This is a genomic window from Capnocytophaga catalasegens, assembly GCF_026005215.1.
In the GTDB taxonomy this organism is placed as follows: Bacteria; Bacteroidota; Bacteroidia; order Flavobacteriales; family Flavobacteriaceae; genus Capnocytophaga; species Capnocytophaga catalasegens.
This window is the reverse complement of sequence record NZ_BPMA01000002.1, coordinates 15,776-34,974: the sequence shown is the minus strand read 5'-3', so window position 1 is coordinate 34,974 and position 19,199 is coordinate 15,776. Positions and strand designations below refer to the sequence as shown.

General features: G+C 33.7%; 15 protein-coding genes. 7 read left to right on the top strand and 8 right to left on the bottom strand.

The window, feature by feature from the left end; translation table 11 throughout:
* Positions 1-88: 88 nt before the first annotated feature.
* The 3 genes from OO775_RS00305 (at position 89) to OO775_RS00295 (ending at position 2,783) form a co-directional block, all read left to right on the top strand.
* Entirely contained in the window at positions 89-1,315 is a 1,227-nt protein-coding gene (locus OO775_RS00305) for a M64 family metallopeptidase (protein WP_264844972.1), read from the top strand.
* A gap of 20 nt (positions 1,316-1,335) precedes the next feature.
* On the top strand, positions 1,336-1,683 hold the full coding sequence (gene arsC / locus OO775_RS00300; protein WP_264844970.1) for an arsenate reductase (glutaredoxin): 348 nt from the start codon (positions 1,336-1,338) through the stop codon (positions 1,681-1,683).
* Positions 1,684-1,778: 95 nt separating this feature from the next.
* A complete protein-coding gene (locus tag OO775_RS00295) occupies positions 1,779-2,783 on the top strand; it encodes an outer membrane beta-barrel protein (protein ID WP_264844969.1) in 1,005 nt (334 codons plus the stop codon).
* 62 nt (positions 2,784-2,845) lie between these two features.
* Here OO775_RS00295 and OO775_RS00290 read toward each other — a convergent pair whose 3' ends face one another.
* The 5 genes from OO775_RS00290 to nagB all read right to left on the bottom strand — a co-directional run bounded on the left by OO775_RS00290 (position 2,846) and on the right by nagB (position 10,012).
* Positions 2,846-3,862: a DUF4369 domain-containing protein gene (locus tag OO775_RS00290; RefSeq protein ID WP_264844968.1), complete on the bottom strand. Its 1,017-nt coding sequence runs from the start codon at positions 3,860-3,862 to the stop codon at positions 2,846-2,848.
* 113 nt (positions 3,863-3,975) lie between these two features.
* Positions 3,976-6,288 carry a beta-N-acetylhexosaminidase gene (locus tag OO775_RS00285; protein ID WP_264844966.1) on the bottom strand — a complete coding sequence of 771 codons (2,313 nt, stop codon included), beginning with the start codon at positions 6,286-6,288 and terminating at the stop codon, positions 3,976-3,978.
* Between the two features lie 11 nt (positions 6,289-6,299).
* Positions 6,300-6,611 carry a DUF4288 domain-containing protein gene (locus OO775_RS00280; RefSeq protein WP_264844965.1) on the bottom strand — a complete coding sequence of 104 codons (312 nt, stop codon included), beginning with the start codon at positions 6,609-6,611 and terminating at the stop codon, positions 6,300-6,302.
* Between the two features lie 31 nt (positions 6,612-6,642).
* Complete coding sequence (gene hemL, locus OO775_RS00275; RefSeq protein ID WP_264844964.1) at positions 6,643-7,929, bottom strand: glutamate-1-semialdehyde 2,1-aminomutase; 1,287 nt, start codon at positions 7,927-7,929, stop codon at positions 6,643-6,645.
* Positions 7,930-8,068: 139 nt separating this feature from the next.
* Positions 8,069-10,012: a glucosamine-6-phosphate deaminase gene (gene nagB, locus OO775_RS00270; protein ID WP_264844962.1), complete on the bottom strand. Its 1,944-nt coding sequence runs from the start codon at positions 10,010-10,012 to the stop codon at positions 8,069-8,071.
* A gap of 773 nt (positions 10,013-10,785) precedes the next feature.
* Here nagB and OO775_RS00265 point away from each other — a divergent pair.
* Positions 10,786-11,484: a PQLLE family protein gene (locus OO775_RS00265; protein ID WP_264844961.1), complete on the top strand. Its 699-nt coding sequence runs from the start codon at positions 10,786-10,788 to the stop codon at positions 11,482-11,484.
* A 113-nt stretch (positions 11,485-11,597) separates the two neighbouring features.
* On the opposite strand, the gene OO775_RS00260 is transcribed toward OO775_RS00265, so the two are convergent.
* Entirely contained in the window at positions 11,598-12,785 is a 1,188-nt protein-coding gene (locus OO775_RS00260; RefSeq protein ID WP_264844959.1) for a pyridoxal phosphate-dependent aminotransferase, read from the bottom strand.
* Between the two features lie 129 nt (positions 12,786-12,914).
* On the opposite strand from OO775_RS00260, the gene rsmG reads away from it, so the two are divergent.
* A complete protein-coding gene (gene rsmG / locus OO775_RS00255; RefSeq protein ID WP_264844958.1) occupies positions 12,915-13,535 on the top strand; it encodes a 16S rRNA (guanine(527)-N(7))-methyltransferase RsmG in 621 nt (206 codons plus the stop codon).
* Between the two features lie 37 nt (positions 13,536-13,572).
* Here rsmG and OO775_RS00250 read toward each other — a convergent pair whose 3' ends face one another.
* Positions 13,573-14,169: a lipoprotein signal peptidase gene (locus OO775_RS00250; RefSeq protein WP_264844957.1), complete on the bottom strand. Its 597-nt coding sequence runs from the start codon at positions 14,167-14,169 to the stop codon at positions 13,573-13,575.
* Positions 14,170-14,264: 95 nt separating this feature from the next.
* On the bottom strand, positions 14,265-15,152 hold the full coding sequence (locus OO775_RS00245) for an AraC family transcriptional regulator (RefSeq protein ID WP_264844955.1): 888 nt from the start codon (positions 15,150-15,152) through the stop codon (positions 14,265-14,267).
* A 195-nt stretch (positions 15,153-15,347) separates the two neighbouring features.
* Here OO775_RS00245 and hemA point away from each other — a divergent pair, with 195 nt between their 5' ends.
* The gene (hemA, locus tag OO775_RS00240; RefSeq protein ID WP_264844954.1) at positions 15,348-16,613 is read left to right on the top strand and encodes a glutamyl-tRNA reductase; all 1,266 of its coding nucleotides are present in this window, start codon (positions 15,348-15,350) and stop codon (positions 16,611-16,613) included.
* A gap of 192 nt (positions 16,614-16,805) precedes the next feature.
* Positions 16,806-19,196 (top strand): FtsK/SpoIIIE family DNA translocase, encoded by a 2,391-nt coding sequence (locus tag OO775_RS00235; RefSeq protein ID WP_264844952.1) that lies wholly within the window; start codon positions 16,806-16,808, stop codon positions 19,194-19,196.
* Positions 19,197-19,199: the final 3 nt, after the last annotated feature.

The window sequence follows — 19,199 nt, the reverse complement described above, 5'->3', positions numbered from 1 at the left end:
TTTTTATTGAAAAATATTTATTTTTGCAGAAATATTTAGAATACTGATGCAAAACTTTTTTTTATTCTTTTTATTGAATGTTTCAATAATGCTTTCAGCTCAAGAGTTTGATACTTATTTTGAAGAAGGCGCCCTGCGAATTGATTTTTTGCTTATAGGCACTCATAATCAGACTTCGGTTTCTATTGTTAAGTTAAAAAAAGAATCTTATTTTGGAGGTTCTAAAACAAATTTGATTTATCCCGAATATGGAACTTTTCGAGCGAAAATAAAAGATGCTAAGAGTAACCGTATAGTGTTTGCAAAAGGATTTTCGCCTATTTTTGATGAATGGCAAACAACTGTCGAAGCCAAAGAAAAAATACGTGCTTTTGAAAATATAATTCGAATTCCATTCCCCAAATCATCTGTGATATTTGAATTACAAAAAAGAAATAGTAAAGGTGCTTTTACAACTATTTTTACAGAAGTCATTGACCCTACTCACTATGCTATTATACGAGAAACACCTGTCAATTATCAAGTTACGGAGTTATATAAGCATAATTTGCCCGACAAAGCGATAGATTTGGCTATTGTTGCCGAAGGATATACCAATGAACAAATGGTTAGTTTTGTTGCAGATGCAAAACGTTTGGTTGATTATATGTTTTCTAAACCTCCGTTTGACAAATACAAAAACAAATTTAATGTCTATGCTATTCAATCGCTTTCTCAAGAAGCAGGAACTGATGTATCAGGTGAAGGAATTTATAAAAATACAATACTTAATTCTCATTTTTATACGTTTGATTCGCCAAGATATTTGACCACTCCATCGTTATTTACTCTTGCAGATATTACAGCTTTAGTTCCTTGCGACCAAGCTTATGTTCTTGTCAATACTCAGTATTATGGAGGGGGTGGATTTTATAATGCGATGAGTTTGGTTGCTGCTCAAGGACCTTCTTCTGAGAAAGTTTTTGTTCACGAATTTGGACATGCTTTTGCTGGGTTGGCAGATGAATATTATGAAGATTCGGCAGGAATGGAAATTTCACCAAACTTTGATATAGAACCTTGGCAACAGAATGTTACAACATTGATTAATTTTTCATCCAAATGGAAAGATTTAGTTAGCAAAAAAACGCCTATTCCTACGCCAAGAACTCCGAAATACCAAAAGGTTGTTGGAGCTTTTGAGGGAGGAAATTACCAACTTAAGGGAATATATAGTCCTGTACAAAATTGTTTAATGAAGACGCTTTCAACAGAACATTTCTGTCCTGTTTGTCAACGAACTATTGAGCAAATTATCAAATTTCATTGTCAATAATATTTTAAAATTTTATACAGATGATAAAAATATATCATAACAATCAGTGCAGTAAAAGTCGGCAATGTTTAGCATTGTTGCGTAACGAAACGGAGCAAATTCAAGTGATTGATTACTTAAAAAATCCGCCAACAGAGGCTGAAATAGAAGAATTATTACAACTTTTGGGAATTGCTCCTATTGATTTAATTCGGAAAAATGAATCTATTTGGAAAGAATTTTCAGATAAAGAAATGTCTGACAAAGAACTTATCAAATTACTTGCAACTTATCCAAAACTTATTGAAAGACCGATAGTTATAAAAGAAAATAAAGCAATTATAGCACGTCCGCCAGAGCTTATTTTCCAATGGTTGTCATTAAAATAGTTGTTGTTGAAATTAAATATTAACATTGATTATTATTGTTATAAACAATTTTTTTTGTTCCTTTGCAAAAAAAAAAAAATAATATTTCAAATTCGATGAAAAAAATTTTAGTAGCAATTGCTTTTTTGGCAACAACAATGATGGTACAAGCGCAATTTTATGTATCTGCATCGGGCGGATATGCTTGGGGAGTTCCTTCTATAAAAATTGGTGAGGAGAATATCAAAGGAAATCAAAAAGTTAATTTTGGAACCTATGGAGAAGGATTTAATACACAACTTCGTTTAGGATATTTTTTTAACAAAACGTGGGGTGTTGATATTAGTGGCGGATATTTGCATGGGGCAGATCAATCTGTTCGTAAGGAAGTAGCCACTAAAAATTTAGCAAATACACCACTTACAGCAACTGTTAATGGCGATGTAAAAGCCCGTGGGCGAGCTTATGGTTTGGCGCTTTCCGTTATTTATAATTTTACAGACAATTTTTATGGTCGTTTTGGAATTTTGACCAAAGTAGGAGGGAAGACCGAAGCGATAGCCTATTCAACAACCGTTACAGACCAAGATATTCCTTTGGCAGCATTGGCTTCGTTGGGAGCGGAATTGCCGTCGTCTTTGGCAACAAATATAGCAAATTTGCTAGCTAACGGCTATACACATATTCAAAAAGGAGCCAAAATAGAAACTTCATACACTGAAGATTTTAAAGGGAAAATGCCTTTTGGTACAATTGCTGCTTTGGGGTATAAATACAATTTTTCTCCAAAAGTAGCTATTTTTGCAGAAGTAGAATATATGAATATCAGCGTAAAACGCGATTATTCTCAGTTACAACATTTTGAACAAACCTTAGAGTCAATTTTTATCAATCCTGCAAATGCTTCGTTACCTGCATACTCAATAACAATGCCTTATAAAAAGTTGAGTGAATTTACAGATGGCGTATATCGTGATGCTTTACGAGACCAAACCTATTTAGCAAGAACGACATATGTAGATGAGTTGCCAGCAAGCAATACAGATATTACTAAAAAAATTACTGAAAAAGTTTCGTATTCGTCATTAGGAATAAATGTTGGTATAACTTATACATTCTAAGATAATTACGTTCTAATAAACAAAAAACACCATTTGATTTTAAAATCAAATGATGTTTTTTGTTATTTTTTCTTATCAAGATATTCGCTCAGTTTCCGAGAAAGCAAATTGGGACCTACGTTAATAGCTATTATTTTCCCAGAATTATCTAATAAAAAATTGGTAGGAACTTCAACAATTCCCAATGATTTTATAATCGGGTTGTTATATTTTTTAAGAGCAAGAACTGTATGCCATTTGAGTCCTTCTCTTGACAAATGTCCTAAATAGGCATCTTTGTCGTGTTCCAAAAATATTTCATAAATGGCAAAACCGTTGTTTTTATATTGGTCATAAATGGTTGCATATTTTCGGTCAATTTCAATGCAAGCAATGCATTCTGATGAAGAGAAAGAAACTAATGTAAAACGTTTTTTTACAGCATCAAGTGCTTGTAGTTGGTCTTTGTTATTAGGCAATTCTATGTTGGGAAATTTTGCTCCAATTTGTGTTTTTTGCAAAGTTTCAAGCAATATCTGTATCTTTGACATATCTTCGGGGTCTTGGGCTTGTTTATCAAGTAATGTAGATAATTGTTGTGCTTGCTTGTAGTTTATTTTTCGTTCTGAAAAAGTTTCTGCCAAAAGCATTCCGTAAAATTGATTTTTTGGATTGGAACGAATCAAATCATTCAATCTTTGATAAAGAATATCACTCAAATTGGCTGCATTCCGATTTTTATTTTTTAAAATGATAAAATTTTTAATTTGTGTAACAGATTGACTACCTCTGACTGCTTTGAAATTGACATTGCGCTTGTTTTCAATAGCTATATCAACAATAAGCCGGCTATTTTCTAACATCAAAAAGCCCGTTTGTCGATTATTACGTAAGGTAGCAATATTGGCTTTCATAGGATAAGGAATACTTCCTGAAAAGGTAAATCGCTGATTTACAACACGCACGCTGTCTATTTTATATCCATACATTAGGTATAAATAGCCTTCATACGGATGCAAAACTTCGCCATCAATTAAAAAATTTTGCCCTTGTATTGTAGAGAATCCTAGTAAAAAAATTCCAAATAAAAACGTTTTCATTCTAATTTAATTTTTGAAAGCCCAAAGATACAGACTTTTTTTGATTATAAAAGGAAAAATGAAATTTTGTCTAAAAATATAGGTATTTGTTGAAAATTAAATAGGACAAGAAATTAAAATACTTGTACTTCATCAATAAAAAGCCAAGCATCACCACCTTTGGGTGGGTAAGCTAAATTTTTGATTTCCAGCTTAATATAACGAGTATTCTGTGAACTTATTTGTAAAGAAAAATCTTTCAAAGTAGCAAAACCATTGTTTTTATACGGGTGAATTATTTTTCCTATTTCAGTATATTTTTTTCCATCTTGTGAAGATAGAAAACGAATTTCAGTAGGGAAGTAAATTCCCGAACCTTGATTTTCCATTGTTCCGACTACAATTTTACTAACTTCTTGATTATCACCTAAATCAATGATAATCGTAGGGCTATCAACTAACCACCCAAGCCATTGTTTGTCGTGAAAATCTTTTGTACCACGAACGATATTTGTCAATGTTTTATTGCCTTGTCCTTGATAATTTTTATGATATGTAGGAGCAAAAGTTACAGATTTTCCAATCGCTTTATGGAAGGTAATCGTATCTTGATATGCTGTGTGAGTTGGTTTTCCTTGGACGAAAGCACAAGCCTTAATTGTTGTTGTCTTGTTAATATAAAGTGTGTCTGTGTAGGGGATAGCTTTTGAAAAATCGTCTTCATTTAAGGTGTATCGAATATCTGCATTGGGAGCTTCACTATTCAAAGCTATTTTTACTTTATTATATTGAGTATCAGTAACTTTGGCAGTGGTTTGATACATTGATTTGGAATAATTGATGTCCATTAGACTTAGTCGTGGGAAAAATTTCTCAACACGTTGTGAAAAATCCGTCCAATTACGATGATTCTCAGCCGTCCAAAATACTTCCGATAGCGCTAAAAGTCTTGGGAAAAGCATATATTCTGAATGTTTTTCGTCAGGAATATATTCAGCCCATAAGTTAGCCTGCATACCGAGTATTTTGGTTTGCTCTTCTGTTGACAATTTTTTTTCGTCAAAAGCTTCATTATAAATACGACTTATGGGCAGATAGCCACCGATAGCCAAAGGTTCGTTATCAGGCAAACCTTGGTATTGGTCTATATAACCTTGACTTGTCAGAATTACTTGTGAGCCTTGTTTTATAGCTTTCTTAGCTATATCATTGCCTCGCCAAACCATTATGATGGCATCATCGGGCAAGCCTCCATCAATAATTTCGTCCCAACCAATAAGTTGCCGATTTTTTGATTGCAAATATTTATTTATCCGTTTGATAAAGTAGCTTTGTAACTCGTGTGCATTTTTCAAATTTTCAGTTTTCATACGAACTTTGCACAAGGGGCATTTTTCCCATTCGGTATGCGTGGCTTCATCTCCTCCAATATGGATGTATTTACTTGGAAATAAGTTAGTTACTTCATCTAAAACATCTTGTAGAAAAGCAAAAGTTTTTTCTTGTCCCGCACAATAAATATCGGTAATAGGCCATACGCCACCCGAAGGTACAGCAATAGGGCGTTTGTGGCACGAGAGTTCTGGATATGCTGCGATAGCGCTCATTACGTGAGCAGGCATTTCTATTTCAGGAACTACATTGATACCATATTTGGAAGCATAAGCTACGATTTCTTTAATATCTTCTTGTGTGAAAAATCCGCCATAAGAACCTTTTTCATTGGGATTATTGGTGGTTCGAGCATTCCAATGTTTGTTTTCTTGATTTACGCGCCATGCACCGATTTCGGTCAATTTTGGATATTTTTTTATCTCAATACGCCAACCTTCATTGTCCAACAGATGAAAATGAAATGTATTGATTTTCAGCATAGCCATTCGGTCTATTGTTTTGAGAATGTATTCTTTTGAAAAAAAATGTCTAGCCACATCGAGCATTAGACCGCGCCACTGATACTGAGGTTTGTCTGTGATTTTTACAGACGGAATAACCCAGTTTGTTTTTACAACAGAAGTGCTTTCTATTTCCGCAGGAAGTAATTGCCGTAGTGTTTGTATTCCATATACAAAACCTTGATAATCACGAGCATAAATGATTATTTTATCTTTATCTGAATGGAAAGTATAGCTTTCTTTGGCAAGATTTTCATCTACGACCAATTTTATATAATTAGAAGGATATTGCTTGTTTGAATTTTGAATATTTTTAGAAAAATCCCAACCTGAGGCAGAGCGAAATTTGTTTGTAATAAGCTCAATTACAGGGCGTAGCGAATCATTAGCAACAAATTTCGTTTCAGGAGAAAATTCAAAATAATCAGTTTCCAAAATTATTTCTTCGGGCTTGGGAACAAGATTAATATCTTGCTCGGTAAAATGGATTTCTTTGCCAGATTGGCAATTCATAGTAAGAAATCCTATAAAAATTATAAAATAACGTTTCATCATATTGAATTTTATTCAGGAATGACGAATTTAAAATATTCGTCAAAATTTTCAAAACTTCGTACAGAAATTTCATTAACATCTTGTGTTTCATCTTCTTGAAGAAACTCTTGGGTTGCACCTATTTTTACAAAATATACGTGTAACTCTTCACCTTTATCATTTTTGTAAGTTGTTACACAAGATTTTGCATAATCTGTAACTTTTTGTACGGCATCTTCTTGATTTTCGGCTTTTACAGAAATAAAAGTCTCTTCATATATCATTTGTTTGGTTGCCAAATTGGTTGTACGAAATAGTATTGTTGAAAAATATTTTTTCATAGGGAAATATTTTTAAATATTTATAAATTAGTTATAATGTTTTTGAGATTTTTTCTAAAGCTTGAATAGTTTTATCTAAATCTTCATAAGAGAGGGCATCATTTAAGAAATAACTTTCAAATCCGCTTGGAGGCAAATAAATACCTTCTGCAAGCATTCCGTGAAAGTATTTTCTAAATTTTTCTTGATTAGATTTACACGATGATGCAAAATCAACAACGTCTTCTTCTGTGAAAAATAAAGACATCATTGACCCGAAACGATTTATCCGAAACGGAATATTGTTTTTAGTCAATATTTCTTCAAAACCTTTGTGTAAATATTCTGTCTTTTTGGCTAAGCTATCAAATACTTGCGAATTATTTTCTATTTCGGTAAGCATTGCTAGCCCTGCACTCATTGCCAAGGGATTTCCGCTGAGTGTTCCAGCCTGATACACCCGACCCTCAGGGGCTAAGTGATTCATTATTTCATTACGACTGGCAAAAGCACCTACAGGCAAGCCACCACCGATTACTTTCCCGAAAGTAACTATATCTGCTTGAATATCAAATACTTCTTGAGCTCCTCCTTTGGCTAAGCGAAAACCAGTCATTACTTCATCAAAAATAAGTAATGATTGATTTTCAGTGCAAATTTGTCTTAATGCTTTAAGAAAATTTTTTCTGGGAAGAACACATCCCATATTACCAGCAACAGGCTCTATAATAATGGCAGCTATTTGGTTTTTATTCGCATCAAATAATTTTTCAACAGATTGAATATCATTGTATTGAGCAAGTAGAGTATCTTTGGCAGTACCTTGCGTAACTCCTGGACTATTAGGCGTACCAAAGGTAACAGCTCCGCTACCAGCTTCTATTAAAAAAGAATCAGAATGCCCGTGATAACAACCTGAAAACTTAATAATTTTCTCTCGATTGGTATAACCGCGAGCTAATCGAATGGCACTCATACAGGCTTCAGTTCCGCTATTGACAAAACGAATTTTATCAATATTGGGTACCATTTTGACTGCCAATTCGGCTATTTGAGTTTCAATTTCGGTAGGCATACCAAAAGATGTTCCTCTTTTAGCTCGCTCTATAACAGCGTCAATTACAGGTTGGTAAGTATGTCCGAATAATAATGGACCCCACGAAGCAATGTAATCAATAAATTGGTTTCCGTCTTCATCATATAGGTAAGCTCCTTGTGCTTTTTTTACAAAAATAGGAGTTCCTCCTACCGAATTAAAAGCTCGTACAGGTGAATTAACTCCACCAGGTAGTACTTTTTGTGCTTGCGAGAAAAGTTCGCTACTTCTTTTATATATCATTATTGTTTTTTTGTTAGATTTTTTAAATGAAATTACAAATGTAAAGAGTTTCTATGAATTTATGAAATTTTTTATATGAAAAAATACTCCCTGTCAAATTTTTAACAGAGAGTATTAAGGCACTAAAAAATTTAAATTACTAGAAAAAATATCTTCGGAAAGCTTCCATTGCTTCGTATTGAGCAAAACCTAATTCGCGGAAACGTTTAGCTGTGTCAGCATTACGTTCTTCTGCACGTTGCCAGAATTCGCGCATATCACTTCCCATATACATAGCTCCATCTTTTTGTGATTGATGGAAAAAAATCGCTTGACGTTTGCGAAGTACTTGGTCTCGGGTCATTGGTACGACCATCTCCATTTCGTGAATATCCCATTCGTGCCAAGCTCCTCGATAGAGCCATACCCAACAATCTTTCATATATTCTTCGTGTTTGAGGCGTTCCAAAGCGGCAAAAATTCCGTCTAATGCCACTTTGTGTGTGCCGTGTGGATCTGCTAAGTCGCCTGCAGCATATATTTGATGTGGTTTCACTCTACGGATAAGCTCTTCAATAATTTTAATATCTGCCTCGCCAATAGGTTGTTTTTCAACGGCTTGTGTTTCGTAGAAAGGAAGATTCAAAAAGTGTAAATTCTCATCAGGAACGTTATAATAACGAGTAGCGCCATAACATTCGTGGCGACGAATATTTCCTTTGAGTTTCCAAACATCAAGAGTTTCTTTATCGCCAGCTTTTTTGTTACGAAGTATTTTGATGACTTCTTCCAAGTGAGAAACATCAGTTTTTCCCAAAAGCATATCGTGTGCAACTTCTACAAAACGAAGGGCTTCAGTATCTGCCACGGCGGTACTTCCTGAGGTTTGATATGCAATATGTACTTCGTGTCCTTGTTCTACCAATCTATCGAACGTACCTCCCATCGAAATAACATCATCGTCGGGGTGTGGACTAAATATAATAACACGTTTTTTATGAGGAAGTTCTCTTTCAGGTCGATATTGGTCATCGGCGTTGGGTTTGCCTCCTGGCCAACCTGTAATAGTACGCTGAATACGATTGAAAATCTTGATATTCATATCATAAGCTGATTTTTCAACCAATAAATTGCCTAATCCATTTTCTAAGTAATCTTCTTCACGAAGTCCTAAAATTGGTTTTTTTAATCGGTCGCAAAGCCAAACTACGGCACGAGTAATTTCGTCATAGTTTTTCTTAAAATCATAATCACTTACAAGCCAAGGAGTTTTGAATCGAGTAAGGTTACTTGCGGCAGTTTGGTCGATGACAAATGTAGTATTGTTGTGTTCTTGTAAGAAAGTAGCTGGGATATGTGTTGAGATATCTCCTTCGATAGTTTTTTCGATAATTTCCGCTTTGTTAATTCCCCAAGCTAATAATACGATACGTCGAGCAGATAATACCGTTCCTACTCCCATAGTGATGGCTTTCTGTGGTACATTTTTGTATCCGCCGAAGGTTTCTGCGGCATCAGTTTTTGTAACTTTGTTAAGAGTTACCATACGTGTAGCAGAATTGATATTAGAGCCTGGTTCATTGAACCCAATGTGTCCGGTTCTTCCTATCCCTAAGAGTTGAAAGTCAATACCGCCTGCTTTTTGTATTTTATCTTCGTATTGATTGCAATATTCACGAACTTGTTCTTTAGGAATTTCCCCGTTGGGAATATGAATATTGGCAGGATTGATGTCAATATGGTCGAACAGATGTTTGTGCATAAAGTGCCAGTAACTTTGTGGGTCTTGCTTTGACATCGGATAGTATTCGTCTAAGTTAAATGTAATAACATTTTTGAAACTTAATCCTTCTTCTTTGTGTAGGCGCACCAATTCTTTATATACTTTGATAGGGGAAGACCCTGTGGCTAATCCTAACACGCAAGGTAACCCTTCCGATTGTTTCAAAGTAATAAGGTCAGCAATTTCGTGAGCTACTGCCAGTGAAGCTGCTTGTGCATCGTCAAAGACTACGTTGTGGATTTTCTCATAACGCATTTCTTCTTGTTGTCCCGCAGGTTGATGCTTAATACGTTGGTCATTTTTGGAATATAACTTACTCATTTTTAAGAATTTTGTTAGATAATGAAATTTGTTTCAAAGCTACAACATTTTTTTATTCATAATCTATGACAGATGGAAAAAAATATACATTTCTGAACTAAAACGTTTTATAAAGTATAATTTAGTTACTAATGAACAAACTCTTACATGGGTTTATACTTTTAAAAGCTATTTGGTTACGAATATGTATAGTAAAGAAATGAATTATTACCTTTTATATAATTATTTTGATACTAAATTTATGCTATATGGAGCATATTATTAAAAGGAAGTGCAAATAGTTTATTATTTTTCTCATTGGAGAATTGAAAATGATAAATTTAAAATGAATAAATACACGATATAATTATTATTTTCTTACTTATTTTTTGAAAAATAAAAAACATATTTTAATTTTCTTTAAAATAATTTTATTTTAACTATTTGTGGCACATAATTTGCTGTATTTATTTTGAAAAATATAACTAAGTTATTTATTTTTACCAATACTATTTTTTTTTTAAATAAAAAGATATTGATTCATATTGTATAGAAATAAATTTTTACCATATATAAATGAATGATTACCATAAAGAAATGAATTCTGACTGATTAGAAATAAATATTGACCAATTATAAATAAATATTTACTATGTAGAAATGAATTCTGACTGGTAAAAATCAATTTATGAGAAAATAAAAATGAAAAAAATAGTAGTTTATAAGTTTTTTATATAGGAATTATAATAAAAAATAAGTAAAAAATAATTTATAACATATAAATAGATAATAATATGAGCGAAAATCAAATTCAGAATGAGAAGAATCAATCTCCAAAGAAAAAAAATCAACACATATCAGTTGAGGAGTGGATTCAAAAAATGCGTTTAGCATTTTCTAATGGAAAATTACCAAACATACAAGAGCAAGTAAAACCACTAGGTTATACGCTTGAAGCTCTTGATGAACTTTATGCAAAAGTTGTTCGTTTGGAAGAGTTACATCAAGTTCAAAAGACTGAATATGCGAAACAATACGCTGCAACAAGCAAATTTGACCAAAAATTTGCAGAAATTAACGAATTGTATAGCAAACACTTAGCTTTCTGTAAAATCCTTTTCAAAGGTGATAAGTTAGCAGCTTCTTCATTGGACTTCTCTGGGAAAAGAAAAATGGCATATAGTGATTGGTTAGTGCAAGTAGGGAACTTCTATTCACAATTGCTTAAAAACCCGATATTTATGTCTAAACTCCAAACAATTAGTATTAAAGAAGAAGACTTAAAAATGGTTCAAGATAAGCTCTCAGAAATTATCTTTCTGAAAGAAACTCAAAAGAAAGAGACCGCTCAAGCTCAAAAATCGACAGAAATCCGTGACAAATACTTCAATGAGCTTCACAAGCAGTACATAGACTTTGTGGCATATGCCAAAGTAGCACTCTCTCAGGCACAAGACCTTGAAGCATTGGGAATTGTTACAAAAAGAAATTAAATTTTCTATTACTAATAGAAAAGAGCAGTGTTTTAATAGGAATAACTGCTCTTTTCATTGGTATGTATAATAAAATGAAGGATATTTGGCAACGTATATGCTGAAATAAAGATTTATTGGAGTACATTTTTTATTCGTTTGATAGCTTCACGAAGCTCTTGTTCGCTTGTAGCATATGAAAGTCGGATACATTGATTATCTCCAAAGGCTTCTCCCGTAACAGTAGCTACACCAGCCTCTTCAAGTAAAAACATAGAGAAATCATTGGCAGTATCTATCTTTTTACCTCGTAATATTTTCCCAAAAAAAGAAGAAATATCAGGAAAAACATAGAAAGCTCCTTGTGGTTCATTTACTTGAAAGCCATCTATTTGGCGAAGAAGCTCTAATACTAAGTCTCGACGATTACGAAACTGGTCAATCATATATTGTGTAGCACTTTTGGGCGCTTGTAAGGCAGCCATAGTCGCTCGTTGGGCAATTGTATTAGCTCCACTGGTTATTTGACCTTGCAATTTGCTGCATGCACGAGCAATCCACTGGGCAGCTCCCATATATCCGATACGCCAACCAGTCATGGCAAAGGCTTTGGAGACGCCATTGATGGTAATAGTTCGTTCGTACATTCCATCTATTTCGGCTATGCTGGTATGTTCGCCTATGAAATTGATATATTCGTATATTTCGTCAGAAATAATAAAAATATTTGGGTATTTGCGAAGAATTGTTGCCAAAGCTTCTAATTCGGAACGGGTATAAATTGAACCACTCGGATTGTTAGGCGAGCAAAGAAACAAAAGTTTTGTCTGTGGTGTAATTGCTGCTTCCAATTGCTCGGGAGTTATCTTAAAGTCGTTCTTGATAGATGTTTTTACCTCAATGGGAATGCCATTGGCAATTTTAGTAATATCTGAATAGCTAACCCAATAAGGTGCTGGCAAAATGACCTCATCACCCTTATTGAGCAGTACCAAAGCGGCATTTGCCAATGACTGCTTAGCACCTGTCGAAACTACAATCTGAGAAGGAGTATATGTGAGGTGATTATCGCGCTCGAACTTTTGGCAAATAGCATCTTTAAGGTCAGCAAAACCATCAATAGGAGAGTATTTACTATAATTCTCTTCAATGGCTTTGATAGCAGCTTTTTTGATGAAATCGGGGACGTCAAAATCAGGTTCTCCTAAGCTTAGGTTAATAATATCTTTGCCTTGCGCTTTTAATTCGCGTGTTTTGGCTGCCATAGCAAGCGTTGCCGAAAGTGTAATGCGATTTACTCTATCCGATAAAAGTGTATTCATTATAATAAAGTTTAGAAAAGACAAATATAGAACATATATTGTTTTATTTGATAAAATAATAAAGAAATTTTTGGAAAATATAACAAATATGAAGGATTTGTTTTATTTTTGTAGCCTAATATGCAAACTATGGAAGAACTTTTAAAATACTTTCCGGAATTAACCGCCAAGCAAGTGGCACAATTTGATAAATCGGTGGAATTGTACAAACAATGGAATGCCAAAATCAATGTAATTTCGCGCAAAGACATACAAGAGATTGTCGTAAGACACTTGTTACACGCCTTGGGAATTGTCAAAGTGCAAACCTTTCTGCCTCATACACACGTGATGGATATCGGGACGGGCGGAGGCTTTCCCGGCATTCCATTAGCTATTTTTTTTCCGGAAACGCAATTTCTCTTGGTCGATTCTATTGGAAAAAAGATAAAAGTAGTTCAAGAAATTGCTGCATCATTAGCATTGAAGAACGTCCGAGCTGAGCATCGTCGGGCAGAATCTGTTACGGAACAGTTCGATTTCGTTGTAAGCCGAGCAGTTACGCAAATGCCCGAGTTTGTTCGCTGGGTACAAGGGAAATTCAAACCTCAATCGCTTCATAATCGAAAAAATGGAATATTATATCTCAAAGGAGGCGACCTTACAGAAGAACTTTCACCTTTTGCAAGTGCTCAGTTATACAATCTTTCTGATTACTTTGAGCAAGATTTCTTCCAGACCAAAAAAGTAGTTTATCTACCTCAACCATAATAAGGACTGAGGCTTTATTTTCAAAAAAATAGAGGTATTACTTCGTACCAAAGGCTCTTTTGTTGAAAACAATAAGCAAACCAACAGCTATACTGATGGCACTATCGGCTATATTGAAAACAGGGTCGAAAAAAGTAAATCGTTTGCCTCCCCAAATGGGTAACCACTCCGGAAGCTTGGTATCAATCAACGGAAAATACAGCATATCGACCACCTTGCCGTGAAAAAGCGTTCCATAAGGCTCTTGACTGAAAAGCGTAGCGACCTTACCTGTGCTATGGTCGAAAATAACTCCGTAGAAAACCGAATCAATAATATTGCCTAATGCTCCAGCGAAAATAAGAGCGATAGAAACGATTAAAATACGCGAACTTTGTTTCTTAACGGCGTCCCAAAGCCAATAACCGATACCGAAAACAGCTATAATTCTGAACAATGTTAGTATCAATTTGCCATATTCTCCCGGAATTTTCACTCCCCAAGCGGCTCCTTCATTCTCAATGAAAAAAATCTTGAACCAACTGAAAACCTCAATATCGTCGTACTCTGCAAAGTGCGTTTTTATATAAATCTTAGAGGCTTGGTCAGCCAGAAGTACCAAAAATATGATAAGTATTGCGTGTTTGAATTTCATAACTGAAAAATAAAGTGCAAAAATAGAAAATAATATTCAATTCTACCAAATACATTTTCTAATTTCTTTGTTAAAAATTCGTTTTTGAAGAAAGATTATTCTTTCACCAAAAGATACCTTTTGGGAGTTGTGCCAAATTTCTTCTTGAATGCAGAAATAAAATGACTCGGTGTGCTGTATCCGAGCTTCAAACTAAGCTCATTGATGTTATACTGCCCACCTTCCAATAACTTGCGAGCCATTTCCATTTTGTAATCGAACAAGAAGTTATATACCGACTCACCATACACTTGTTTGAAACCCGATTTGAGTTTTTTGAGAGTTATGCCTACTTCATTGGCAAGTTCTTGCAAAGATGGGGGAGTGAGCATCTGTTGAATGATGATTTCTTTGGCTTTGCGTATTTTAACCATATTATCTTCATCTGAAAGGAAAGGACATTGCTCAACATCTGTGTTTTTGTTGAAGTATATGCTTAATAATTCGTAAATTTTGCCTTTTAGATAAAGCGAATATACGCTCGAATGTACGTTCGACTGATACATTTGATGTAAAATAGTTGCCATTTGCGAAGAAATATTGCCTTCTGAGTAGTATTTTTTGTCTTTATTTTCGACTTGTAAGAAATCTATTAAGTCAGATTCTGTCGAAAACAAAGAATGGAATTTTTGTATCGAAATAAAAATAGATATTACAATTGATTTAGGATTTAATTTCAGATGTACAGGAAGTTCTCGCTGTGGATTGTACAAAAGTAGCATTTGTAACGCAGGCATCATAAGTCCATACGTTCCTTGGTTGAATAAAAATTGTCCTTGTCCTTTTATACAGAAATGAAATTGAATAAAATTTTGCTGAATAGTATGCGTAACTTCTTTATAATCAGTATCATTGTTTAAATTGAAGAGAACGAAGATTTCGTTATCTACTTGATGGAGTGTGCGGGTACTTTCTGCGATATTTTTTAAAATTTTAGTTTTCATTTTTATGATGTATTTATTTAGATTTATTCCATATTTCACAAGTGTAGAAAATTTAAAAACTTGTAAATTATTGATTTTCAGTATTTAATTTTTTACGATGCAAAGATAGAACTTTTAGGGATAAAAAAAGAACTTTGAGCGTTATTTTTTTTGATAATAACGTCTTATTTTTGCAAAACGATACTTAAAATACTTATGCAGCAATATAACATTTCAAAATACAGCCACTTCTATGTAATAGGAATCAGTTATAAGAAAGCAGATGCTAATATACGTGGGGCTTTTAGTTTGGATAGCCAACATCAAGAAGCTTTGCTGGCAGATGCTCAATGTGAAGGGATGGACGCTCTTATGGTCATTTCGACTTGTAATCGTACGGAATTGTATGGCTTTGCGCAACATCCTTTTCAGCTTATTCAGAAGCTATGTATGCATTCCAAAGCTAGTATTGATGATTTTCAAAAAGTAGGTTATGTGTATAAAAATAAAGACGCTTTTGACCATATTTTCAATGTAGGAACAGGCTTAGATAGTCAAATACTGGGCGATTTTGAAATTATTAGTCAATTCAAAAAGAGTTTTGCACTCTCTAAAAAATACAATCTTATCAATGCCTTTATGGAACGATTACAGAATGCTGTAATTCAGGCAAGTAAGCGAGTGAAAACAGAAACAGAACTTTCGTCAGGAGCTACTTCTGTCTCATTTGCTGCAGTACAATACTTGCTAAAAAATGTAAAAAATATTTCTCAGAAAAATATTTTGCTGTTTGGGGTAGGGAAAATAGGGCGTAATACGTGCGAAAATTTAGTGAAACATATTGATAATAAGCATATTACACTTATTAACAGAACCAAAGATAAAGCAGATGAAATAGCAGGAAAGTTTAATCTTATTGTTAAAAATTATCAGGATTTGTCAGATGAAATAAAACAAAGTGATATTCTGATAGTAGCTACTGGAGCAGAAAATCCCACAATAGACAAACAAATAATTCCGCAAGGAAAACAAATGGTTATTTTAGATCTTTCAATTCCTAAAAATGTAAATGATAACGTAATTGAACATCAGGGAATTACACTTATACATATGGATTATCTCTCACAAATAACTGATGATACACTGGAACAGCGAAAATTATATATTCCACAAGCACAGCAAATTATAAAAGAGGTGAAAAAAGAGTTTTTTGAATGGGTAGAAAGTCGAAAATTTGTTCCAACCATCAAAGCGCTTAAAACAAAACTTGAAATAATGAAAAACGCTGAAATTGATTTTCAACGTAAAAAAATTATTGATTTTAATGAAGAACAAGCCGAAATACTCAGTAATCGAATTATTCAAAAAATAACAACGCAGTTTATGAATTATCTCAAAGAAAGTGCATCGGTTGAAGAAAGTTTAGTTTTTGTACAACAAATTTTCCAACTGAATCAAATGGAGATGAGCGTTGATAAATAATAAAAAAATAACTTTGTAATACACAAAATTGAATTTGTTTTTCAAATTTGATTTTGTTTTTTTTTTCATAAATCCTTATAAGAAATTCAATATGTAGAATATTCGCTTACATTGTACTATTTATTTAATAGTTTTATGTATCTTTGCGCAGATTTTTGTCAAAAATCAAATTTTTATAAAATAAAAAGAAAAATGTCTAAAAAAAAGAAAGCAACCCCCAGTAATGCAGACAAGAAGCAACAACGAAAAATAATGTTAGGTTTTTTCTTGTTGATGTTTTCTATTTTATTGAGTTTTGCCTTCGTTTCTTATATGTTTAGTTGGCAAGTAGACCAAAGTCTTTTGACAAATCTTTCTGACCGCAATGTACAAGCCAAAAATATTTTAAGCAAAATAGGGGCATTCTTAGGGAATTTATTTATTTACAAAGGATTTGGTATAGCTACATTTATCCCTGTTGTTTTATTGGCACTTTCAGGACTGAAAATATTGTTAGAACTTAAAATACGATTACTAAATCGCTGGTTTTGGGGCATTCTTTGGATGTTATTTATTTCGATTTGTTTGGGTTTTTTCAATTCTGAGGCAACCATATTGAGCGGAATAAGCGGATATGAAATAAATCGATTTATGCAAGATTATATAGGTTCTGTGGGTACAGGGCTTATATTACTGACTATTGGTAGTATTTATTGTATCGGAAAATTTAATATTACTCCCGAAAAACTTCGAAATGTTTTGACTTCTTCACGAGAAACCATTGGAGCTTCCAAAAATTTGTTTCAAAAAGTAACACACCGAGATAAAGACATTTCTTCACAAGAAATATCAAATCAAACATCGGGAGAAGATACTAAAAATACAGCTTCTGAAGTTGTTTTTAAAGAAATTTCTCTAACAGAAAAACCTCAATCCAAAGTTGATGTTTATACACATAAAAAAGATATACCTCCGTTAGAAATTGAAGTAAGAGATGTTGATACAGAGGTTATTACATCACAATCTTTTGAAGTTAAGGTAAAGAAAGAAGAAGAAATAGACCCTAAATTGTTAGCGCAACAATTGGTTGAAAACTTTGGAGAATACGACCCTACTTTAGAACTAAAAAATTATCAATTTCCGCCAGTCGATTTGCTTAAAGAATACAGTAATACGGGAGTTATTCGTGATGATGCTGAACTGAACGAAAACAAAAATACAATTATACAAACGCTTCGGAATTATAAAATTGAAATTGTTAAAATATCAGCAATTATAGGACCGACAGTTACTCTGTATGAAATTGTCCCTGCTCCTGGTATCAAAATTGCACGAATTAAAAGTTTGGAAGATGATATCGCTCTTTCACTTGCTGCATTGGGTATTCGTATTATAGCTCCAATACCAGGGAAAGGTACAGTCGGAATAGAAGTACCTAACAAGAAACCTTCGATGGTTTCGATGCGTTCAGTTATTAGTTCGCAACGTTTTCAAACTGCTGAAATGGAGCTACCTGTGGCTTTTGGAAAAACAATTACCAATGAAACTTATGTAGTTGATTTGACCAAAATGCCCCACTTACTAATGGCAGGAGCTACTGGACAAGGGAAATCGGTTGGACTAAATGCAGTGCTTACTTCGCTTTTGTATAAAAAACATCCTGCTGAAGTAAAATTCGTTTTGGTAGATCCAAAGAAAGTAGAACTTACTTTGTATAATAAAATAGAACGACATTATTTAGCAAAATTACCCGATAGTGAAGAAGCTATAATTACAGATAATACAAAGGTTATCAATACATTGAATTCACTTTGTATTGAAATGGATAATCGATACGAACTTCTGAAAAATGCAATGGTTCGTAATATTAAGGAGTACAATGTAAAATTTAAGGCTCGGCAATTAAATCCGAATGAAGGACATCAGTTTTTGCCTTATATTGTTTTGGTTGTTGATGAATTTGCAGACCTTATTATGACTGCGGGCAAAGAAGTAGAACTTCCTATTGCACGATTAGCACAGTTGGCACGAGCTATTGGTATTCACTTAATTATTGCTACGCAACGACCTTCGGTGAATGTTATCACAGGTATTATTAAAGCTAATTTTCCTGCTCGTGTAGCATTTCGTGTAACCTCTAAAATTGATTCAAAAACCATTCTAGATGGTTCAGGAGCAGACCAGCTTATTGGAAAAGGAGATATGCTTTATACTCAAGGTAATGATATGGTTCGTATTCAATGTGCTTTTGTTGATACTCCCGAAGTAGAAAAAATAGTAGATTTTATCGGAGCTCAAAAGGCTTATCCTGATGCACATTTATTACCTGAATACGTAGGAGAAGGAAGTAGTGAGCCTTTGGAGTTTGATGCTTCGGATCGAGATGTTCTTTTTAGAGAAGCTGCTGAAATTATTGTTAATGCTCAACAAGGTTCTGCATCACTCTTACAACGTAAGCTAAAGTTAGGATACAATAGAGCAGGACGACTTATTGACCAATTGGAAGCTGCAGGAATCGTAGGGCCTTTCGAGGGGAGTAAAGCTCGCCGTGTGCTTATTACAGATGTTATTGCATTAGAACAATTTTTTGAAAATAATTTATAAAAA